18 protein-coding genes are annotated in these 20,853 nt (G+C 69.6%); 10 read left to right on the forward strand and 8 right to left on the reverse strand.

What is annotated here, in order from left to right:
- Positions 1-62 precede the first annotated feature (62 nt).
- From hutU to hutI, 4 genes are read left to right on the forward strand one after another with little or no spacing between them, the layout of a single operon-like run.
- A complete protein-coding gene (hutU, locus tag ACFYO1_RS35440; RefSeq protein ID WP_387241089.1) occupies positions 63-1,715 on the forward strand; it encodes a urocanate hydratase in 1,653 nt (550 codons plus the stop codon).
- Between the two features lie 50 nt (positions 1,716-1,765).
- Positions 1,766-2,947, forward strand: coding sequence for an allantoate amidohydrolase (locus tag ACFYO1_RS35445; protein ID WP_387241696.1), 1,182 nt, complete (start codon positions 1,766-1,768; stop codon positions 2,945-2,947).
- Complete coding sequence (locus ACFYO1_RS35450) at positions 2,944-4,248, forward strand: formimidoylglutamate deiminase (RefSeq protein ID WP_387241092.1); 1,305 nt, start codon at positions 2,944-2,946, stop codon at positions 4,246-4,248. The genes ACFYO1_RS35445 and ACFYO1_RS35450 overlap by 4 nt, the downstream gene beginning before the upstream one ends.
- Positions 4,236-5,393 carry an imidazolonepropionase gene (gene hutI / locus ACFYO1_RS35455; RefSeq protein ID WP_387241095.1) on the forward strand — a complete coding sequence of 386 codons (1,158 nt, stop codon included), beginning with the start codon at positions 4,236-4,238 and terminating at the stop codon, positions 5,391-5,393. Before ACFYO1_RS35450 ends, hutI begins: the two co-directional genes overlap by 13 nt.
- A gap of 1 nt (position 5,394) precedes the next feature.
- Here the strand turns inward: hutI and ACFYO1_RS35460 are convergent, their stop codons facing one another.
- Positions 5,395-6,516 (reverse strand): PQQ-dependent sugar dehydrogenase, encoded by a 1,122-nt coding sequence (locus ACFYO1_RS35460; RefSeq protein WP_387241098.1) that lies wholly within the window; start codon positions 6,514-6,516, stop codon positions 5,395-5,397.
- Between the two features lie 115 nt (positions 6,517-6,631).
- On the opposite strand from ACFYO1_RS35460, the gene ACFYO1_RS35465 reads away from it, so the two are divergent.
- From ACFYO1_RS35465 to ACFYO1_RS35475, 3 genes are all read left to right on the forward strand, one after another.
- Positions 6,632-7,531, forward strand: coding sequence for a LysR substrate-binding domain-containing protein (locus ACFYO1_RS35465; protein ID WP_387241101.1), 900 nt, complete (start codon positions 6,632-6,634; stop codon positions 7,529-7,531).
- Between the two features lie 74 nt (positions 7,532-7,605).
- Complete coding sequence (locus ACFYO1_RS35470; protein WP_387241104.1) at positions 7,606-8,187, forward strand: TetR/AcrR family transcriptional regulator; 582 nt, start codon at positions 7,606-7,608, stop codon at positions 8,185-8,187.
- A gap of 8 nt (positions 8,188-8,195) precedes the next feature.
- Positions 8,196-9,686 carry an FAD-dependent monooxygenase gene (locus ACFYO1_RS35475; protein ID WP_387241699.1) on the forward strand — a complete coding sequence of 497 codons (1,491 nt, stop codon included), beginning with the start codon at positions 8,196-8,198 and terminating at the stop codon, positions 9,684-9,686.
- Between the two features lie 3 nt (positions 9,687-9,689).
- On the opposite strand, the gene ACFYO1_RS35480 is transcribed toward ACFYO1_RS35475, so the two are convergent.
- Positions 9,690-10,595 (reverse strand): dienelactone hydrolase family protein, encoded by a 906-nt coding sequence (locus ACFYO1_RS35480; protein WP_387241107.1) that lies wholly within the window; start codon positions 10,593-10,595, stop codon positions 9,690-9,692.
- Between the two features lie 299 nt (positions 10,596-10,894).
- Between ACFYO1_RS35480 and ACFYO1_RS35485 the strand changes: the two genes are divergently transcribed.
- A complete protein-coding gene (locus ACFYO1_RS35485; RefSeq protein ID WP_387241110.1) occupies positions 10,895-12,946 on the forward strand; it encodes a CocE/NonD family hydrolase in 2,052 nt (683 codons plus the stop codon).
- Position 12,947: 1 nt separating this feature from the next.
- Here ACFYO1_RS35485 and ACFYO1_RS35490 read toward each other — a convergent pair whose 3' ends face one another.
- Both ACFYO1_RS35490 and ACFYO1_RS35495 read right to left on the reverse strand, forming a co-directional pair.
- Positions 12,948-13,808 (reverse strand): class I SAM-dependent methyltransferase, encoded by an 861-nt coding sequence (locus ACFYO1_RS35490; RefSeq protein ID WP_387241113.1) that lies wholly within the window; start codon positions 13,806-13,808, stop codon positions 12,948-12,950.
- A gap of 1 nt (position 13,809) precedes the next feature.
- On the reverse strand, positions 13,810-14,730 hold the full coding sequence (locus tag ACFYO1_RS35495; protein ID WP_387241116.1) for an LLM class F420-dependent oxidoreductase: 921 nt from the start codon (positions 14,728-14,730) through the stop codon (positions 13,810-13,812).
- 82 nt (positions 14,731-14,812) lie between these two features.
- On the opposite strand from ACFYO1_RS35495, the gene ACFYO1_RS35500 reads away from it, so the two are divergent.
- Both ACFYO1_RS35500 and ACFYO1_RS35505 read left to right on the forward strand, forming a co-directional pair.
- Entirely contained in the window at positions 14,813-15,703 is an 891-nt protein-coding gene (locus tag ACFYO1_RS35500; protein ID WP_387241119.1) for a dihydrodipicolinate synthase family protein, read from the forward strand.
- A gap of 386 nt (positions 15,704-16,089) precedes the next feature.
- Complete coding sequence (locus ACFYO1_RS35505) at positions 16,090-16,629, forward strand: gluconokinase (RefSeq protein ID WP_387241122.1); 540 nt, start codon at positions 16,090-16,092, stop codon at positions 16,627-16,629.
- Positions 16,630-16,780: 151 nt separating this feature from the next.
- Here the strand turns inward: ACFYO1_RS35505 and ACFYO1_RS35510 are convergent, their stop codons facing one another.
- From ACFYO1_RS35510 to ACFYO1_RS35525, 4 genes are all read right to left on the reverse strand, one after another.
- A complete protein-coding gene (locus tag ACFYO1_RS35510) occupies positions 16,781-17,344 on the reverse strand; it encodes a DJ-1/PfpI/YhbO family deglycase/protease (RefSeq protein WP_387241125.1) in 564 nt (187 codons plus the stop codon).
- A gap of 67 nt (positions 17,345-17,411) precedes the next feature.
- Positions 17,412-18,296, reverse strand: a complete 885-nt coding sequence (locus ACFYO1_RS35515; RefSeq protein ID WP_387241128.1) for a DUF5995 family protein — start codon at positions 18,294-18,296, stop codon at positions 17,412-17,414.
- A gap of 169 nt (positions 18,297-18,465) precedes the next feature.
- Positions 18,466-19,254 carry a M50 family metallopeptidase gene (locus ACFYO1_RS35520; RefSeq protein ID WP_387241131.1) on the reverse strand — a complete coding sequence of 263 codons (789 nt, stop codon included), beginning with the start codon at positions 19,252-19,254 and terminating at the stop codon, positions 18,466-18,468.
- 9 nt (positions 19,255-19,263) lie between these two features.
- On the reverse strand, positions 19,264-20,820 hold the full coding sequence (locus ACFYO1_RS35525; RefSeq protein WP_387241135.1) for an AMP-binding protein: 1,557 nt from the start codon (positions 20,818-20,820) through the stop codon (positions 19,264-19,266).
- Positions 20,821-20,853 lie beyond the last annotated feature (33 nt).

Raw genomic sequence — 20,853 nt, forward strand, 5'->3', positions numbered from 1 at the left:
GCCACACCTGCCGCGACCCGCGGCTCACTTGAACTCGATTGTGCTGGAAGGGCGGCGATTTCATGACTCGGACGGTTCGGGCGGCGCGCGGTACGCAGCTGACCGCGAAGAATTGGCAGACCGAGGCGGCGATGCGGATGCTGCACAACAACCTCGATCCGGAGGTGGCCGAGCGGCCGCAGGACCTGGTGGTCTACGGCGGCACCGGCAAGGCGGCCAGGAACTGGGCCAGCTTCGACGCGATCACCCACTCGCTGACCACGCTGGACCGCGACGAGACCCTGCTGGTGCAGTCGGGCAAGCCGGTCGGCGTGTTCCGCACGCACGAGTGGGCGCCGCGGGTGCTGATCGCCAACTCCAATCTGGTCGGCGACTGGGCGAATTGGCCGGAGTTCCGGCGGCTGGAATCGCTCGGCCTGACCATGTACGGGCAGATGACCGCGGGCTCCTGGATCTACATCGGCACCCAGGGCATCCTGCAGGGCACCTACGAGACGTTCGCGGCGGTGGCGGACAAGCGCTTCGGCGGCACCCTGGCCGGCACGCTCACGCTCACCGCCGGACTCGGCGGCATGGGCGGCGCGCAACCGCTGGCGGTCACCATGAACGGCGGTGTCGCGCTGGTGATCGAGTGCGATCCGGCCCGGGCGCAGCGCCGGGTGCAGGAACGCTACCTCGACGAGATCGCGACCGATCTGGACGACGCGGTGATCCGGGTCTCGAACGCGCGCAGGCAGCGAAAGGCGTTGTCCGTCGGCCTGATCGGGAACGCGGCCGAGGTGCTGCCGAAGCTGCTCGAGCTCGGCCTCGACCCGGAGATCGTCACCGACCAGACCTCCGCGCACGACCCGCTGGCCTACCTGCCGCGCGGCATCGCGGTCGAGGACTGGGCCGACTACGCGGCGAAGAAGCCCGACGAGTTCACCGACCGGTCGCGCGAGTCGATGGCCGAGCACGTCGGGGCCATGCTCGGCTTCCTGGACAAGGGCGCCGAGGTGTTCGACTACGGCAACTCGCTGCGCGGGGAGGCCAAGCTCGGCGGCTGTGCGCGCGCCTTCGACTTCCCCGGTTTCGTCCCGGCCTACATCCGCCCGCTGTTCTGCGAGGGCAAGGGGCCGTTCCGCTGGGCGGCGCTCTCCGGTGACCCGAAGGACATCGCGGCCACCGACCGCGCCATCGTCGATCTGTTCCCGGAGAACGAGTCGCTGCGCCGCTGGATCCGGATGGCCGGCGAACGCGTTGCCTTCCAAGGACTTCCGGCCCGCATCTGCTGGCTCGGCTACGGCGAGCGGCACCTGGCCGGCCTGCGGTTCAACGAGATGGTGGCCAGCGGCGAGCTGTCCGCGCCGGTGGTGATCGGTCGCGATCATCTCGATTCCGGCAGCGTCGCGTCGCCGTACCGGGAGACCGAGTCGATGGCCGACGGTTCCGACGCCATCGCGGACTGGCCGTTGCTCAACGCCCTGCTGAACACCGCGTCCGGTGCGACCTGGGTGTCCATCCATCACGGCGGCGGTGTCGGCATGGGCCGGTCCATCCACGCCGGTCAGGTGTGCGTGGCCGACGGCACCGAGCTGGCCGCGCAGAAGATCGAGCGGGTGCTCACCAACGATCCGGGCACCGGCGTGATCCGGCACGTGGACGCGGGCTACGACCGCGCCACCGAGGTGGCCGCCCAACGCGGCGTGCGCATTCCGCTGCACGAGGCGCCGTGAACCAGACCCCAGAGCACACCAGGAGCGACGCCGTGGGCGTGAATCAGCTGATGAACGAGATCGCCGGGGTCGGCCGGGATGCCCGGCGCGGCGGCTACTCGCGGCACGTCTACGACTACGCCGATTTCGAGCTGCGGGACTGGTTCATCGACCAGGCCCTGGACACCGGGCTGGACGTGCACACCGACCGCAACGGCAACATCTGGGCTTGGTGGGGAAGTCCAGGGTCCGGCGCGGTCGTCACCGGCAGCCATCTCGATTCGGTGCCCGGTGGTGGCGCGTACGACGGTCCGCTCGGCGTGGCCAGCGCGCTCGCGGCGGTGGAGATCTTGCAGGGCAAGGGCTTCCAGCCGGCCAAGCCGCTCGCGGTGCTCGTGTTCGCGGAGGAGGAGGGCGGGCGGTTCGGCGTGCCGTGCCTAGGCTCGCGACTGCTCACCGGCGCCATCGATCCCGATCGCGCCCGGAACCTGCGGGATGCCGAGGGCGTGACGCTCGCCGAGGCGGCGGTGAAGGCGGGGCACGATCCGAAGCGGTTCGGCGCGGATCCCGAATCCCTGGCCCAGATCGGCTGTTTCGTGGAGCTGCACGTGGAGCAGGGGCGCGGGCTGATCGAGCTGGACAGCCCGGTCGCCACCGGCAGCAGCATCATCGCGCACGGCCGGTACCGATTCTCGTTCTCCGGCCAGGGAAATCACGCGGGCGCGACCCGGCTCACCGATCGCCACGATCCGATGCTGCCCGCCGCGACGGTGGTGGCGGCCGCGCGCCGGGCCGCCGCCGCGATGGCCGACGCGCGGGCCACGGTCGGCAGGCTGGTGCCCAATCCCGGTGGCACGAATGTCATCGCGTCCAGCGTGGATCTGTGGCTCGATGCCCGAGTCGCCGGTGACGGCCGGACCGCCGCGCTGGTCGAGGACATCACCGAGGCCGCGCGGGAGGCCGCCGCCGCCGAAGGGTGCGAGCTGACCGTCACCGAGGAGTCCTATTCGGACGACGTCGTTTTCGACGAGACGCTGCGCGGCCGGATGGACACGGTGCTCGGCGGCGTGCCCGCGCTGCCCACCGGCGCCGGGCACGACGCGGGCATCCTCGCTGGGCACGTCCCCTCCGGCATGCTCTACGTGCGCAACCCGACCGGGATCAGCCACGCCCCCGAGGAGTTCGCCGAGCCCGCCGACATCGACAGCGGCGCACAGAGTCTCGCGCGGATTCTCGAGGATCTGGCCGGATGAGCACCTACTGGGCCGAATACGCCTGGCTGCCCGGCGGTGTCGCCGAGTCGGTGACGATCGAGGTGAACGGCGCGACCATCCAGTCGGTCACCAGCGGCACCGAGCGCACCGGCACGGTACTGCCCGGGCTGACGATCCCCGGTTTCGCGAACGCGCACTCGCACTGTTTCCACCGCGCGCTGCGCGGGCGCACCCAGCACGATCAGGGCACGTTCTGGACCTGGCGGGAGCGCATGTATGCGGTTGCCGCCCAACTGGATCCCGATTCCTACTACCGGCTCGCGCGAGCGGTGTACGCCGAGATGGTGCTGGCGGGGTACACCAGCGTCGGCGAGTTCCACTACCTGCATCACGCCCCCGGCGGCGCGCGGTACTCGGACCCGAACGCGATGGGCGCGGCCCTCGCCGCGGCCGCCGACGACGCCGGCATTCGCCTCACGCTGCTCGACACCTGTTATCTGGCGGGCGGATTCGGTGTGGAGCTGGGGGAGCACCAGCTGCGGTTCAGCGACGGCGGCGTGGACGCGTGGGCCGAACGCGCCGCCGCGTTCACCCCGGGGCAGGAGCTCGTACGGACCGGCGTCGCCGCACACTCGGTGCGCGCGGTACCGGCGGCGGCGCTGCCGGTGGTCGCGGAGGCCGCTGCGGGCCGACCGCTGCATGTCCACCTCTCCGAGCAACCCGCGGAGAACGCCGATTGCCTTGCCGCGCACGGCGTTACCCCGACCGCCTTGCTCTCCGGAGCGGGACTGCTCGGCCCGCGGACGGTCGCGGTGCACGCGACCCACCTCACGGCCGCCGACATCGCCCTGCTGGCCGGCAGCGGCACCCGCGCGTGCTTCTGTCCCACCACCGAACGCGACCTCGGCGACGGCATCGGCCCCGCCCGCGCGCTGTCGGAGGCCGGCGTCGGCCTGTGCCTCGGCACCGACAGCCACGCCGTGATCGACGCCTTCGAGGAGTGGCGCGCCCTCGAACTCGACGAGCGACTGGCCAGCCGCGCCCGCGGCCGCTTCACCCCGGCCGACCTCTACCGCGCCGCCACCGACCACGCGTCCATCGGCTGGCCCGAGGCCGGCCGGATCGCCCCAGACGCCGCGGCCGACCTGGTCACCCTCGACCTCGGCTCGATCCGCACCGCTGGCGCCGCCCCGGCCGCCGCGCTGTTCGCCGCGACCGCGAGCGACATCCGCTCGGTGCTCGTCGCCGGCCGGCCCGTCGTGTCCGAGCACCGCCACCTACGGGTGCACCACCCGGAAACCGTGTTGCGAGAGGAAATCGAGGCACTGTGTCGACCCTGATCACCGGCATCCGCGAACTCACCACCAACACCGAGGGCGGCCCGCTGCGCGACGCCGCGGTGGTCCTGGACGGCGAGCACTTCGCCTGGGTCGGCCCGGCGAAGGACGCGCCCGCCGCCGACGACCGCGTCGACCTCGACGGCCGGGCCGCGCTGCCCGGCTGGGTGGACAGCCACACCCACCTCGTCTTCGCCGGCGACCGGACCGCCGAGTTCGAGGCCAGGATGGCCGGGCGGCCCTATCGCGCGGGCGGCATCGCCACCACGGTCGCCGCCACTCGCGCCGCGTCCGACGACGAGCTGTCGGTCAACCTGGCCCGGCACATCGCCGAGGCGCGCAGGCAGGGCACCACCTGCCTGGAAACCAAGACCGGTTACGGCCTCAGCGTCGAGGACGAACTCCGCTCGGCCCGGCTGGCCGCGGCCGCCGCCGACGAGGTGACGTTCCTCGGCGCCCATCTGGTTCCGGCCGGCATGGACGCCGACAAGTACGTCGATCTGGTGTGCGGCGACATGCTCGACGCGGTAGCGCCGCATGTCCGCTGGGCCGATGTGTTCTGCGAGACCGGCGCTTTCGATCACGACCAGTCCGATCGGGTGCTGCGCGCCGCCAAGGCACACGGCTTGGGTCTGCGGGTGCACGGCAATCAGCTCGGCGAGGGCCCCGGCGTCCAATTGGCGGTCGCGCACGGCGCGGCGAGCGTCGACCACTGCACCTACCTGACCGACGCCGACATCGAAGCGCTCGCCTCCTCGGACACCGTCGCCACCGTGCTGCCCGCCTGCGACCTGTCCACCCGGCAGCGCCTCGCCCCGGGCCGCGCGCTGCTGGACGCGGGCGCCACGGTCGCCCTGGCCACCAACGCCAACCCGGGCAGCTCCTACACCACCTCGATGGCCTTCTGCGTCGCGACCGCGGTGCTGCAAATGGGACTCTCGGTGGCCGAGGCGGTGTATGCCGCGACCGCGGGCGGTGCGCGAGCGCTGCGCCGCGACGACGTCGGCGTGATCCGGGTCGGCGCCCGCGCGGATCTCCAGGTGCTGGACGCACCGTCGGTCACCCACCTCGCTTACCGTCCGGGCGTCCCGCTGACCTACGCGGTCTGGCGACTGGGCCACCAGGTCAAGACACCGATGTTCGACTGACTCAGCGCGCCGGGAAGCGAAGCACGCGATCGTCATTCGCTCTCGGGTTGCCGCGCCCGTCGGTGTTGGACGTGGTGAGCCACAGCGCACCGTCGGGCGCGACCATGACCGTGCGCAGCCGGCCGTAGCTGTCCCGGAACACATCTCGCGGCTGACCGACCGTGCCCTCGCGCAGCGGCACGGTCCACAGCCGTTCGCCGCGTAATGCCGCGGCGTACAACGTGTCTCCGGCGATCGCGATCCCCGAGGGCGACGCCTCGGACGTGGGCCAGGTAATCAGCGGGTCGGTGAACCCGCGATCCGTCCCGCCGACTCCCTCGACCACCGGCCAGCCGTAGTTGTGGCCCGGCTCGATCAGATTGATCTCGTCGAACCGGTTCTGCCCGAACTCCGCCGCGAACAGCCGTCCCTCGCGGTCCCACGCCAGTCCTTGCACGTTCCGGTGTCCCAGGCTGTACATCGGCGAGTCCGCGATCGGATTGTCCGGTGCCGGTCGCCCTTCCGGTGTCAGCCGGAGAATCTTCCCGTTGGGACTGGCCGGATCCTGCGACCGGCCGCTCTGTCCCGCGTCACCGGTTCCGGCGTACAACATGCCGTCCGGCCCGAACGCGATCCGGCCGCCATTGTGGTTGGCCGCCTTGGCGATTCCGTCGAACAGCACTTCCGGCGGTCCATCGGGGCGCAAGCGCACGATCCGGTTGTCGTTCTGCGCGGTGAAATACGCGTAGATGTACCGGTTTTCGGCATAGTGCGGGGACAACGCCAGGCCGAGCAGCCCGCCTTCGCCGCTCGCGACGACACCCGGCACCTGATACACCTGCTCCGGCGCGTGACCCGGCCCGATCCGCAGGATCCGCCCGCTGTCGCGCTCGGCCACCAGCGCGTCGCCGTCGGGCAGGAAGGTCAGTCCCCACGGCACGTCGATCCCGTGCGCGATCTCCTCCGGCGCGCCGAGGTCCGGTGCGCCCAGCGGTTTACTCGGTGCGGTACTGCGGACGGTCTCGGTGGCGGGCGCGGGTTGCTCCGCGTTGTCGCAGGCCGAGAGCAGGCCGGCGGCCAGTATCGCGGTGACGGCGACACCGACCGCGCGACGTCGCGCTGAGCTGACATTCCGATATCTCACGCGGGCACCTCCGGCGGTATTTGTGTGTGCGGCGCGCGGGACGAAGCCACATCGGTTGGCCGCGCACCCCGGGCGGTAGCCTGACCCAGTCTTGTCCCCGAACCACGTTGAGGTCATGGAACTTCGTCAACTGAGGTATTTCGTCGCGGTGGCCGAGGAGCTACATTTCGGCCGGGCGGCGGAACGACTGATGATCGTGCAGTCGTCAGTCAGCCAGCAGCTCGGCCGGCTCGAACGCGAGCTCGGCGTCGTGCTGCTGGAACGGTCGCCTCGTAGCGTCCGGCTCACCGAGGCCGGGGCGGCGTTCCTGCCTGCCGCGAAAAAGGTGCTCGCCGCCGAGAAACGCGCCCGGACCAGCGTCGCGGACTTCCTGACCACGCCGACCGTGCTGCGCATCGGCACCAGCCGGGGGATGGGCGAGCGGCTGGAGCGGCTGCTGGTCGCGCTGAAGTATCGTGCGCCAGGGATCAAGGTGGAACTGACGTCGGCCTCGCTCGGGCAGCGACTGCGCAAGGTGTCGGAGCACGAGTGGGACGCGGCGTTCCTGCGCGGCGAGGTGGCCGCGCCGGAGGGTGTGCAGCAGATTCCGGTCTGGTACGACGAACTGGTCGTCGCGCTGCCCGCCGATCACCCCTCCGCCACCGAGCGGTGCGTCGATCTCGCTCAGCTCGCCGAGCTGCCGCTCTATCTGACGAACCGGCAGAACAACGCGTTGCTCGATGATCTCGTGCTGACCGCGTGCGGCAAGGCGGGATTCGAACCGGTGCTCGGTCCCGAGCAGGTCTCGATCCAGGACACCCTCGCCGCGCTCGGCGCCGGCGCCGCCGGCTGGACCGTCCTCTACGCGCCGCACGCCCGGCTGCTGCACAGCAGCCGGGTGGCCTTCCTGCCCGTGTGCACGCCGGGTGTGCTCGCGCTGCCCACGGTGCTCGCCGTGCGCACCAATGCCATGGAGCGGCTGGCCCCGCTGCTCGAGGCCTGCCGGGACGTCGCGCTCGGCGATCAAATTCTGTAATCGGACTTGTGCCTGCCGCCGGTCTTCCGTTACCGTCGAAGTGAACGAAACCGTACCGTTCACTTGGAGGGATCGTGATCAGGGGCGCCGAACGCGAGCAGGCGATCCTCGCCGCCACCTACGCGCTGCTGGGCGAAATCGGTTACGCGGCAATCACAATGGACGCCGTCGCGGCCCGGGCGCAGGCCAGCAAGGCGACCATCTACCGGCGCTGGCCGGGAAAGCCCGCGCTGGTGAAGGCGGCGATGGACGCACACGACGCCGAGTACGTCGCGGAGATTCCGGACACCGGGACGGTGCGCGACGACCTGATCGCCGCGCTCGTCGCGCTCACCGCGCAGGTCGACGAGCACTACGTGACCATGATGACCGGCCTGATGCACGCCATGCGGGTGGACGCCGAACTCGCGGCGGCGCTGCGCGAACACGTCGCGGACGAGGATCTCGGCCCGTTCCGCACCGTCGTCGAGCGCGCCGTCGCCCGCGGCGAATTACCCGAGGGCACCGCAACCGAACTGGCACATCAGGTTTCGGAAGGACAGATCATGCGGCGGATGTTCCTCGGCGCACCCCTGGATCGAGCGTTCCTCACCGACCTGGTGGACGAGCTGCTGCTGCCGATCCTCACCCGCACTTTCCCGAAAGAAGAGCGATGACAACAGAACTGCCGGTGCTGATCGTCGGCGCCGGACCGACCGGACTGACGCTGGGGTGCGAACTGGCCCGGCGCGGGATCGAGTGCCTGGTGGTGGACAAAGCCCCGGGACTGTTCCCCGGCTCGCGCGGAAAGGGTTTACAGCCGCGGACTTTGGAGGTGTTCGACGATCTCGGCCTGATCGACGCGGTGCTCGCGGCGGGGGCTCCGTTCCCGTCGTTCCGCATGTATGTGGGCACGGAAGTGACGATGACTCGGACGGTGGAGGGGATGCTCGGTCTCGCGCCCCTCCGGCGCGTCGACGGCGTGCCGTATCCGAATGCCTGGATCCTGCCGCAGTGGCGCACCGACGAACTGCTCCGCGACCGGCTGCTAGAACTCGGCGGCCGGCTCGAATTGAACACGGAGCTGATCGATTTCGTGCAGGACGAGAGCGGTGTCACCGCGACCCTGCGGCGCGACGGCGAACCGCTCACAGTGCGGGCGCGGTACCTGGTCGGCGCGGACGGCGGTGGCAGCGTTGTCCGTAAGCGGCTCGGCGTCGGCTTCGAGGGCGAAACCTTCGAGACCGAGCGAACGCTGATCGGCGACGTCCGTGCGCAGGGGCTGGCCGGTACCTACTGCCACATGCTGACGACCGGCAGTGTGCGGGAACGCTTTTCGCTGTGGTCCATGCCGGGGACCGACTACTACCAGTTCATCGCCAACATGACCGCGGACGACGTGCCCGATCTGACCCTGGAGGCCGTGCAGAAGATTCTCGACGAGCGCTCCGGCCGCTCGGATATCCGGCTATCCGACCTGAACTGGATCTCGGTGTACCGGGTGAATGCCCGGATGGTGGACCGGTTCCGGGTTGGGCGGGTGTTCCTGGCCGGCGATGCCGCGCACGTGCATTCGTCCTCCGGCGGGCAGGGGTTGAACACCAGCGTGCAGGATGCGTACAACCTGGGCTGGAAGTTGGCGGCGGTGCTGTCGGGCGCTCGGGACCGGCTGCTGGATACCTATGAGGCCGAACGGTTTCCGGTCGCGGCGCGGGTGCTTCACGTGACCACGCGCTCGCACCGGCGGGACTTCCACGATGCCGAGCCCGGGGAGGGGAGTCTGGACATCTTCCAGTTGAAGGTCAACTATCGGGGCGGGCCGTTGGCCGTGGAGACGCGCGACGAGCCGGGGGCGGTGCGTGCGGGCGACCGTGCGCCGGACGGCTGGTGCGGTGATGCGAGCCTGTTCGACTTGTTCCGTGGCACGCATTTCACGGTCCTGGGCTTCGGCGGCGATACCGCCGCTGCGGTCGCCGAAGTCGTTCGTACACAGGGTGTTCACGGTCGCGTGATCGAACCCGGTGTGGTGGTCGAGGGCACCGTCGGCGACCCGTTCCGCAACTACGACATCGACCCGTCGGGTACGGGAACGCTGGTGCTGGTCCGTCCCGACGGCTACATCGGAGTCGTCGCCACCGGCCTCGGGCCGATCCAGGACTTCCTCGCCGCCTGGTGACCGCTAGCCCAAATGGGTTCCGTACCAATCGAGTATCCGCCGCCACGCCTCGTCGGCGGCGGCCGGTGCGTAACGCGGCCCGGTGTCGTTGAAGAACGCGTGATCGGCCTTCGGCGCGACCCAGATCTCGTGCGGCGCGCCCGCGCGCGTGAGTGCGGCCTCCGCGGCCGGGCGGGTGGCATCGACGCGGGCGTCCGCCGCCGCGTAGATCCCCAGCACGGCGGCCTTCGCGGCGGTGAGGTCGCCGTGGTCGGGGAAGGGGCCGTAGAACGGCGTCGCCGCGGCAAGAGCGGACGGCCCGGAGGCGAGCAGCAGCCAGACCAGCCCGCCGCCGAAGCAGAACCCGGTGGCGCCGAGTTTCTTGCCCGGCACCCGCCGCCCGAGCTCGGCCAGCCCCGCGCGCAGGTCGCCGATGAACTGATCCTGCGGAGTCCTGCTCAGCTCGGCGGTGGCCTGCGCCGGATCGCCGAAGGCGTCGGTGCCGCCCTTCGCGGACAACAGGTCGACGGCGAGGGCGGAGTAGCCGGCTCCGGCGAATCGTCCTGCCACCGAACGGATGTGGTCGGTCAGGCCCTTGTTCTCGTGGATGACCAGCACGCCTCCGCGAGGTTGCGCGGCGGCCGCCCACGCACCGCGCAACTCCCGATTGTCCGGGCCCGCGAAGGTGATCGGCGCAGTCGGCAGTGCGGCACCCGACCCCGGCGGCGTGGATGGTGTTGCGGCGGAACTCGGTTGGGTGGTCGCCGATGGATCCTTGGACTCGGCGGTGCAGGCCGCGAGCAACGCGGCCGCCGCCGGAACGCCGAACCCGAGCAGCCCGAGCCGGCGCAGCGCCTCGCGCCGATTCAGCAGGCCGTCGGCATGATCGAGGGCGATCTCTTCCGCGATATAGCGCTGTAGCGGCGTCATGCCCACCAAGGTAGGCCCCGGCCTGGCGATCCGCGGGGCTTTGCCGCAACCGGTGAGCAGGCGTTGAACGACCGACCGGAATGGTATGCGCGCGCGGAGTGTTAAACCAAACTGCTGGGTATCTATAGCGTCCGATTTGCGCAAATCCACTATCGCACAACCGGATCGGCTCGCCGGGTCGCGGGCAACACGACAAACCGGCCGTTTCGTACCTCCCGCTGATTTGCGCACTGATTGCTATCTTGTCAATCCGATACGGCGAACTCCATCAACGTGCGGGACATCGGTCGAGGAGCGGGATGCTTTCGGGGCAGCAAGTGGCGCAATGGTTTGTCCGCACGGCTCGATGGACGATGGCGCTATCGATCGTCCTGGTTGGCGGTGGGTTTGCGGTGGGGCCGGCGGCGGCTCAGCCGGACAGCGGTACCCGCAGCGACCAGTGGACCGCGCTACACGACGGGCCGCAGCCGTACGCCGACGTACACATCGACTGGGATGTGCCGATCCGGATGAGCGACGGCGTCATCCTGAAGGCGAACGTGTACCGGCCGGTGGCCGCGGACGGAGTGGTCGAACAGCGTCCGCTGCCGACCATCGTGAACCTCACGCCGTACACGAAACTGCTGTCGAACCTGGTCGATTCGGCCATCTCGGCGCCCGGCCTCCAGCCGATGGTGCTGGACCTGCTGCGCCGGATGAACCTGTCCGGAACCCCGATCAGCGGCTTCGGCGACCTGGTGCACGCGCTCGACGGCGGCACCGTGCAGACCGTGCTCGGCATCGACCGCTTCCTCATCCGCAGCGGCTACACGCTGGTGGTCGCCGACGTCCGTGGCACCGGTTTCTCCCAGGGCACGTGGGACACCCTCGGCGCCCGTGAGCAATTGGACACCCGTGAGGTGATCGGCTGGGCCGCCGCGCAACGCTGGTCCACCGGCAAGGTGGGGATGAGCGGTGGCTCCTACGCGGGCATCACGCAGCTGCGCGCGGCCGAAAACGCCCCGGCCCCACTGAAAGCCATCTTCCCGGTCGAACCGGGCAGCGACCTGATGCGCGATGTCGTCGCGCCGGGCGGCGGCATCGGCACCACCTTCCTGCCGCTGTGGCTCAGCAACGTGAACCAGACGAAACTCATTCCCGACGTGCGCTCGATGCTGGCCGGCACGTTCGACTGGCGCTGGCTCGGCGACCGGCTCGCCGACCCGGCGACCAACTACGACCTGCTGACCCAGGCGCTGCTCACCCCCTCGCTCGACCAGGTCCCGCAGACGCTGGCCGCCGCGCTCGATCACGACAGCGACTTCCGGCAGGCCATTCTCGGGCATCCCGAGCGAATCACGGTGCCCACCTTCGTCTATGGCGGCTGGCACGACATCTTCGCCAACAGCGCGACCACGCTGTTCAATGCGATTCCGTTGCCCGCCGACCAGAAACAGCTCCTCGTCGGCGACACGTATCACGCCAATCCGGGCGCGGGTACCGGGATGCCCGGCGGACCGGCCCGGCTCGAGGTGTTGCAGCGGGTGTGGTTCGACAAGTGGCTCAAGGACATCGATCACGGCCTCGGCGAATTCGGTCCGGTGACGGTGTGGGAACAGGGTGGCGGCTGGCGGACGCTGGCTCGGTTTCCCCAGACCGGTGCGACCCATCGACGGGTCTACCTGTCCGCGGCCCCCAGCGGCACGGCAGAGAGCGTATACGACGGATCACTGTCCGCGACAACGCCGGACGAGCGCCGCACCCTGACGGTGGCGCCCGGCCTCACCACCGTGTGCTCCCGCGACACCGCGCAGGGCGCCGCCGGGATCCCCGCGATACTGGACATGTGCGCCAAGGACTCGCGCATCGCCGAACGCAATGCGCTGACCTTCACCGGCACACCCGTCACCGAGGGAACGGTCATCTCCGGCCCGATCAACGTGCACCTCAACGCCGTTCACGACGCGACCGACGGATACTGGGCCGCCACCGTGAACGACGTTGCCCCGGACGGAACGTCGACGGTGCTGAGCACCGGCCAGCTCACCGCGTCGATGCGCGCGATCGACCAGGCGAAGAGCGCCCGCTCGCCCAACGGCGACTACACCGCCCCGTACAACCCGATCACCCTGGACAGCCTGCTGCCGGTGACCCCGGGCGAGCCCGTCGTGCTCGACATCGCGGTCATCCCGATCCAGGCGGTGCTCCAGCCGGGACATCGACTACGCGTCGACGTCTTCGCCGGAAACTCCCCGAAGGGCTTGCCGTTCCGGCCGCTGCTGAACAACACCGAACTGAAACCGCAATCCCTGCAACTGGATCCGGCCCAGCCGAGCTTCGTGAACCTGCCGACCAGCAGGCCGCTGGGATGAGTCAGGTGCGGCGGGCGCGGGCGATGCGGGCGTGCAGGCGTTCGGGTTCGGGACCGAGCTCCGCCGCACCGACATAGCTTGCGATGAGGTCCGCCGCGCTGAAGTCCTCGACCTCGTCGAAGCCTGCCGCCCGCAGTTCCGCCGCCAGTTCGGCGGCGGTGAGGGAGCTCAGCAAGGGTTCGCCGACCGCGGCCATGCGCTCCGCTCGCGCTCGCAGTTGCGCCCGGTGTTCGGGGGCGGCGTCGGCGGCCGGTGGGATGTAGTCGAAGACCAACCTGACCGGTGTCGGCTGCTCGGCCACGAACTGCAAGGTCGAACGGATGGCTTCGGTGGTCAGATACATCACCACGCCGAGCCAGACGAAGGCCGCCGGCCGGTCTCGGTCGAGGCCCGCCGCGGCCAGACCCGTTGCGAGCGTTTCACTCTCGAAGTCGATCGGGGCGAAGGTCAGGGACTCGGGGACGGTGATGCCGGCGTCGGCGAGCAGCTGCCGTTTCCACGCCTGGGTCGCGGGGTGGTCGACTTCGAATACCCGCAGTGCCGGATCGGCGTTGCGGTAGGCGAAGGTGTCCAGCCCCGCGCCGAGGATCACCACCTGCCGCGTCCCCTCCGCCACCGCGTCGGCGACCGTCTCCTCCGCGAAGCGCGACCGGCTGGCCATGAACAACCGGCGGACGCGATGAAAGGCGATGTCCTCGCCCGCCGCCGCGGCGATGGTCTGCTCGGTCAGCTCCTCGGGCGTCAGTCCCAAGATCGGCCCGGCCACGGGGTCGGTGAAGACCCGGGGCTCGGGAGCGATTTGGTGATAGGCGCGCGCATGCGCGGTGGCGAGCGCCGTGCGGCTCGGCTTTCCGGTCTTCATGTCAGAGCTTTCCTTGCACCTGACCGGCGATCAACTCGAGGTGGTCGAGATCGGCGAGGTCCAGTATTTGCAGGTAGATGCGTTGCGCGCCGATCTCGGCGTAGCGGCCGATCTTGTCCACCACCTCGGCGGGCGAGCCGGCCAGGCCGTTCGTCTTCAGCTCGTCCACCTCGCGGCCGATCGCCGCGGCCCGGCGCGCCACCTCGGCGTCGTTCGCGCCGACGCAGGCGACTAGGGCGTTGGAGTAGACGAGGTCGTCGGCGCGCCGCCCGCGTGCCTCGGCCGCCGCGCGCACCCGGCCGAACTGGGCGGCGCTGTCCTCGATCGACGAGAACGGCATGTTGAACTCGGTCGCGTATTGCGCCGCGAGCCGCGGCGTACGGCTGGCGCCGTGGCCGCCGATCAGCACCGGCACCGGGTCCTGCACCGGCTTCGGCAGCGCGGGGGAGTCGGTGAGCTGGTAATGCCGGCCGGCGAAGTCGAATTTGTCGCCCGGCTTGGTCGCCCACAACCCGGTGATGATGGCGAGCTGCTCCTCCAGCCGGGCGAATTTGTCCGCGGGGAACGGGATGCCGTAAGCAGCGTGCTCCTCGGCGAACCACCCACTGCCGAGGCCGAGTTCGACTCGGCCGCCGGACATTTGGTCCACCTGGGCGACCTGGATGGCCAGCGGTCCCGGCAGCCGGAAGGTGGCGGCGGTGACCAGCGTGCCGAGGCGGATCCGCTTGGTTTCGCGCGCCAGGCCGGCCAGGGTGATCCAGGCGTCGGTCGGGCCGGGCAGGCCGTCCACGCCGCCCATGGCCGCGTAGTGGTCGGACCGGAAGAATGCGTCGAAGCCGAGATCCTCGGTGGCTTTGGCGACGGTCAGCAACGTGTCGTAGCTCGCGCCCTGCTGCGGTTCGGTGAAGATGCGCAATTCCATGATCTCCATCGTGCCCCAGGACGCTTCCGTCCGGAACGGCCGGGGTACGGGGCATGATCTGGGTGAGGGAATGGAGGTGGCGATGCGTGGGTCCATCGCGGGGATCGTGGCGTATCCGGTGACGCCGTTCGGCGCGGACAGCGGCGAGGTCGACGAGCAGGTGCTGCGCGGGCTGGTCGATCGGCTGGTCGACGCGGGCGTGGATGCCGTTGCGCCGCTGGGGAGTACGGGCGAGGCCGCGTATCTCGACGACCGGGAGTGGGCGGCGGTGGCATCGATCTGTATCGAGCAGGTCGACGGGCGGGTGCCGACGGTGATCGGGGTGTCGGAGTTGACCACGGCGGGAACCATTGCGCGGGCGCGGCTTGCGGAGCGGTTGGGCGCCACGGCGTTGATGATGCTGCCGGTTGCCTACTGGCGGTTGACCGAGGAGGAGCTGCGCAGGCATTTCACGGCGGTGGCCGACTCGGTCGCGCTGCCGATCATGGCGTACAACAATCCGGGCACCAGCGGGATCGATATGACACCGGAGTTCCTGGTGGAACTCGTTGGCGCCGTGGACAACATCACCATGGTCAAGGAATCCACCGGCGACATCACGCGGATGCGCCGGCTGGCCGAGCACGCCGTGCCGTTCTGCAACGGCAGCAATCGGCTCGCGCTCCAGGCGTTCGACGCCGGTGCCGTCGGATGGTGCACCGCCGCACCGGGTTTGGTGCCGGAGCAGATCGTGCGAGTGTGGCAGCTGCTGACGGACGGTGAAAAAGCGGCGGCGACAGCGCTTTTCGAACGGCTGGAACCGTTGCTCGTCGCGATGTCCCGCGCCGGTCTGCCACGAGCCGTCAAAGCGGGATTGCGCTCGCTCGGTATCGAAGCCGGCGACCCACGCCCGCCGCTGCTGCCGGTGGACGACCACACCCGTCGCGCAATCGCCGAGCTGATCGCGGCGGCAGTGGATGGGCCGCGGGCCTGAACCCCCGGTGCGGCCATTGGGCGCAGGCCGAGGCTTCGTTCGGCGGTCAACGGCAGGAGCGCCCGCTGCGTCGAACTCGCCCGCCGATGCGCCATCTCCGTGAACGAGCTCGCCGCAGTGCTCAACGGCGACGAAACCCGGGATGCGGTCCCTGATCGCGGCAAAGTGCGATCGGATACCCCGGAAAGTCCCGCTGGGTGAACGGACGAATACCGAGTGGGACATCGCGGCGGCAAAACGCTGGTGGTCCTGCCCTTATGTCCCGCTCGACGAACAACGTATGCCGAGTGGACCGTGACTGGAAGTCGGTTGTTGCGACGCACCCGGCAGTATTCGGGCATTCCGAGCTCGCGCTAATGTCGCATCGGAGATGTGCATCGCCCATCATGGGCGTGCGTACGAGCAAAGGAGCCGAGGTGCCGGAACGAGCGCTGCCCGTCGTGGTTGTGATGGGGGTGTCGGGGTCCGGCAAGTCGACGGTCGGCCGGGCGCTCGCGGCAGAGCTGGGGGTCGAGTACGGCGAGGGCGATGATCTGCATCCCAAGGCGAACGTCGACAAGATGGCGGCCGGGATCCCGTTGGACGATGCGGACCGCTGGCCGTGGCTCGACAAGGTGGCGGCCTGGATGGCCGAACGATCCGCGCAGGGCGGGGTGATCACCTGCTCTGCGCTCAAGCGGATCTACCGCGACCGGCTGCGCGCCGCCGCGCCCGACGCGTTCTTCCTGCATCTGGCCGCGTCGCACGAGGAACTCGCGCACCGAATGGCCGATCGCACCGGCCATTTCATGCCGTCGAGCCTGCTCGACTCCCAGCTCGCCGCGCTGGAGCCGCTGGCTGAAGACGAACGCGGCGACACCGTGGACGCCACCCGCGACCCTGCCGAGCTGGCCCGCGAAACCTCGGCGTTACTGCACGGCCTTTAGGCGAGCCTGCTTGAATCGTCAGCCGCACACCTTCTGGCGCACCGCACATCGACTCGCCGCATCGACACGCGTGCGGATATCAGGAAGTGTGCGGCTGCCGCGTGGAACCACCGCGTAGCCGTACCGAGGTGGCTCTGCGGCTGCGGCCGACCTATGACGTCCCGACCAGTTCCTCCGTGATCGCCCGGCAGAAGTCGTCCAGGTCGCCCGGATTGCGCGAGGTGATGAGCGCCCAGTCGTTCTCCGCGGAACGCACCACCGGCTCGTCGACCCACCGGCCGCCCGCGTTGAGCACGTCGGTGCGCAGCGAGAAATACGACGTCAGCGTCTTGTCCGGGGTGAGTTCGGCCTCCACGAGCAGCCACGGCCCGTGGCAGACCGCGGCGATCGGCTTACCCGCCCCGGCGAACGCCTTGGCCAGCTCGACCGCGCGATCTTCGGTGCGCAGCTTGTCGGCGTTGACCGTGCCGCCGGGCACGACCAGCACATCGAAGTCGTCCACATCCAGATCGTCGAACGACGCGTCCGGCTGCACGGTCACGTCCTTCTCGGTGTCGTGCTCGAAGGTCTGCACCTGCTCGTTCTTGGGCGCGGCATGCACGACCGTCGCCCCCTTGTCCGCCAGCTGTTTCTGCGGAACCAGCAGCTCATCGCGCTCGACGCCGGTGTTCGACGTGATGATCAGTACGCGCTTCCCGTTCAGCTCTTCCGACATACCGGAAACTCCTTTCGCTCGTTCGTCTCAGGAGTAGGCGTGCCGCGAATTCGGAAAGCTAAACAGGCTAGAGCCCACCGAGTCGGGTGAGCACCTCGAATGCCACGTCGGCGCTGCGCCACAACGCGTCGATCTCGACCCGGGCGGCCGGCGCGAGCGCCGGATCGGTCAGCGCGAGTCCGTTGCCGAAAATCACCACATTGGCGCCGAGATCGGCCAGCCGCAGCAGTTGCGGCGTGGCCACACCCTCGCCGAAGAGCAGATCGAGACCCTCGCCGACGAAATAGAACCGCCACAGCGGCCCGAGGTCGCCGTGATAGATCTCCTTGGTCGAGGAGATGATCAACGAACCCTGCTGCGCGATCGAGTCGACGATCTTGAAGTAATCCGGAGCATTCGCGGTCGTGCCGCCGACCGCGGCCACCGCATAGGCCAGGTCGACGGACAGATGCGCGTTGTATCCGGCCATCGCGACGCGCGCGGGCGACAGCTCGCACCGGCGGGCGAGCGCGAAGTAGTTGGTCCATTGCGGATCGGCAGGCCCACCGGTGAACTCGGCGTGCACGTTACGCAGGAAGCGCGACAGCAGCTCCAGGCTGATCCGATGCGCCCACTCCGGATCGGTGAACGACGCCGGGTCGCGCTGCAACGGCATCACCGCGGCCTGCTCGACGGCATCGAGGCCGAGCGCGAAGACGCCACGCAGATCGCGGTGCTCGACCAGGATCCGGGTGAGCTGCCGGTGGTTGTCGACGGCGCGCTCCAACCGATCCATCGATGAGCCGGTGAGCGTGCTCGTGTCCGAAAGCTCGGCGATCGAGGAGATCTCGGCGGGCGACAGCGCGCTACCGCAGGCCGAGTCGGCGACGGCGGCGGCCGGTCCGACGCCGAACAGGCCGGCGCAGCCGAGGATCAGGGTGGAGACGACGGCTAGGCGGATGGTTGTAATCATGTGCGGCTCCGGGATGTTCGCGCACCGCGTTGTGCGTCGGCGACGGGCGATCGTGCGCAGACGGTCGGCGCCGGCGAGGGCGAGAGGAAACGCTCCGGCGAAACCGGAGGTGGCCCAACATTAGCCGACCGAATGGTCCGCGGGCAGCGACTCGCGTGGCTCCAAAGGGTTATTGCCCGGGCGCGCAGACTCCGCCGGGCAGGCAGACGCCGGAGATGTCGGAGATCAGGAAGCCCGCGCCGATCACCAGCGACCCCAGGGCGATCACCCCGAACAACCCGACCCACAGGATTCCGGGCAGGTGCGTGAGGCGCGCGAGCTGGTCCGCGTCGGAGGCCACGTCCTCCTGGTAGCGGCTGCGCAACTGCCGCGATCGCCCGCGCTGCAATTCGATCACCGGCCGCGCCCCGGCCAGCAGCAGGAACCACGCGCCGAGATACGCGAAACCCGCCTGCAGCGTGTCCGTACCGAACCAGGACACCGCGAACACCGTCGCGCCGACCGCGAACACCGTCAGCATGCCGTACACATTGCGCGTCATGATCAACACCCCGGCCAGCAGCGCGATGGCCACCCACAGCATCAACGTGATCCGGCTCGCGCCGAGCAGCGCGGCGAAGCCGAGCCCGAGCAGCGGCGGTCCCGGATAACCCGCCATCGTCGTCAGAATCATGCCCAGCCCGTAGGGTTTTCCGCTCGACACGGTGAGACCCGAAGTGTCCGAATGCAATCGGATGCTGTTGAGCTTGCGCCCGGTGAGCAGCGCGACCAGCGCGTGCCCGCCCTCGTGCGCGATGGTGACGATATTGCGGGTGTACCGCCAGACGGGGGTGTACCCGACCAGCACGAGCGCCACGACGCCCGCGCCGGCCACCAGCCACCACGGCGGCTGGGTTTGCGTTGTCGTCAAGCGGTCGACGATGGAGGTGCCCCGCTCGACCCATTCGGCTCTGTCCACCGCCGCACCTTATCCGGCGTCGGACATCTCCGCTCGGAGCTGACGTTTGTAGATCTTTCCGGCATCGTCGCGAGGGAGTTCGGTCACGATCCGCAGCACCCTCGGCACCTTGTACGCGGCGAGCTGCCCGGCCAGACCTGCCCGGATGCCGTCCTCGGTCAGCTCCGCGCCCGGGCGCGGAACGACCTGCGCGGCAACGACTTCGCCGAGATCCCCGGAGTGCGGGATGCCGAACACCGCGACGTCCTCGACGCCGTCCATGGCCATGATCGCGTTCTCGATCTCGGCCGGATAGATGTTCACGCCGCCGGAGATGATCAGCTCGCTGGAGCGCCCGGTGAGGTAGAGGTAGCCGTCCTCGTCGAGGTAGCCGCGGTCGCCGACGGCGAGGAAATCCGGTAGCGGACCGGGCGATTCGCCGGTGTCGTGCAGGTAGCGGAACTTCGGCCAGTAGTCGGCGCCGCGCACGAACACCTGACCGGTCCGGCCGGAGGGCAGCGGATCGCCCGCGTCGTCGAGGACGACGACGGCCGCGCCGTCCGCCGGGCGGCCGACGCTACCCGGATGGGCGAGCCACTCGGCGGCCGAGATCCAGGTGATGGTGCCCGCTTCGGCGCAACCGTAGTACTCGGTCAGCGCGTCGCCGAACCAGTCGATCGCGGCCCGTTTCACCGCGGGCGGACACGGGGCCGAGGAGTGGATGAGATGGGTGAGGCTGGAGACGTCGTAGCGGGCGCGCACGTCCGCGGGCAGCGAGAGCAGCCGCGACAGCATGGTCGGCACCACCTTGGCCTGGGTGATGCGGCGCTCGTCGATCAGGCGCAGGAATTCCTCGGCGTCCCAGCGCGGCATGATGGTGATGTCGGTGCCGACCCGAAGCGCCAGTGTGGCAATGCCGTTCGGGCTCGCGTGATAGAGCGGGCCGGGGATCACCGCGTGCCCGCGCGGGGTGAGGCCGAGTCGTTTGGCCGCGCTGCCGGCGACGGACAGCCACTGGTGCGGCGTCATGCGTTCGCGCAGTACGCCTTTGGGTTTGCCGGTGGTGCCGGAGGTGTAGATCAGGCCGGTCGAGTCGTCGCGCGAGCCCTCGATGCGGCCGAGCGGTTCGGCGTGCGTCTCGATCCACTGTTCCAAGGTGGCGTGCCTGCCGGTCGGCTCGGCCAGCGCCGCGTCCGCGCCGGTCGCGGCGAGCAGTTCGGCCGGCATGGCGATCTCGAGAATCGGCGTATCGGAGTGCGGCACGGCCTTTTCGACGATGTCGATGAACTCGGTGTGCGCGATGACCAGTCGCGCACCGCTGTCGCCGAGCACGTGCGCGACCTCCGGCACCTGCCAGCGGGTATTGATCGGCACCGAATTCGCCCCGCACGCCGCGACCGCGAGGGATACCTCGAGAAACTCGATGTCGTTGCGGATCATCATCGAGACCCGATCTCCCGGTCGCACCCCCGCCGCCGCGAGCCCGGCGGCTAGCCGTCCCGCCCGCTGATGCGCCTCGGCCTGCGCTCGCACGCGCCCCGCGCAGGAGATGGTTGGTATTGACCTGCTGCCCAAAGCATCGCCCATATTTCGCAGTCTGCCACTTCCTCAGCTAACCGG

The sequence above is a fragment of the Nocardia sp. NPDC006044 genome, assembly GCF_042871115.1.
GTDB lineage: Bacteria > Actinomycetota > Actinomycetes > Mycobacteriales > Mycobacteriaceae > Nocardia.

Coding starts and splice junctions, on each gene's coding strand:
- ACFYO1_RS35490 (WP_387241113.1), bottom strand. CDS start 13,808: ATGAAGACCGGAAAGCCGAGCCGCACGGCGCTCGCCACCGCGCATGCG.
- ACFYO1_RS35515 (WP_387241128.1), bottom strand. CDS start 18,296: ATGATTACAACCATCCGCCTAGCCGTCGTCTCCACCCTGATCCTCGGC.
- ACFYO1_RS35445 (WP_387241696.1), top strand. CDS start 1,766: ATGAACGAGATCGCCGGGGTCGGCCGGGATGCCCGGCGCGGCGGCTAC.
- ACFYO1_RS35495 (WP_387241116.1), bottom strand. CDS start 14,730: ATGGAATTGCGCATCTTCACCGAACCGCAGCAGGGCGCGAGCTACGAC.
- ACFYO1_RS35480 (WP_387241107.1), bottom strand. CDS start 10,595: ATGACGCCGCTACAGCGCTATATCGCGGAAGAGATCGCCCTCGATCAT.
- ACFYO1_RS35500 (WP_387241119.1), top strand. CDS start 14,813: ATGCGTGGGTCCATCGCGGGGATCGTGGCGTATCCGGTGACGCCGTTC.
- ACFYO1_RS35485 (WP_387241110.1), top strand. CDS start 10,895: ATGCTTTCGGGGCAGCAAGTGGCGCAATGGTTTGTCCGCACGGCTCGA.
- ACFYO1_RS35450 (WP_387241092.1), top strand. CDS start 2,944: ATGAGCACCTACTGGGCCGAATACGCCTGGCTGCCCGGCGGTGTCGCC.
- ACFYO1_RS35465 (WP_387241101.1), top strand. CDS start 6,632: ATGGAACTTCGTCAACTGAGGTATTTCGTCGCGGTGGCCGAGGAGCTA.
- ACFYO1_RS35525 (WP_387241135.1), bottom strand. CDS start 20,820: ATGGGCGATGCTTTGGGCAGCAGGTCAATACCAACCATCTCCTGCGCG.
- ACFYO1_RS35505 (WP_387241122.1), top strand. CDS start 16,090: ATGGGCGTGCGTACGAGCAAAGGAGCCGAGGTGCCGGAACGAGCGCTG.
- ACFYO1_RS35510 (WP_387241125.1), bottom strand. CDS start 17,344: ATGTCGGAAGAGCTGAACGGGAAGCGCGTACTGATCATCACGTCGAAC.
- hutU (WP_387241089.1), top strand. CDS start 63: ATGACTCGGACGGTTCGGGCGGCGCGCGGTACGCAGCTGACCGCGAAG.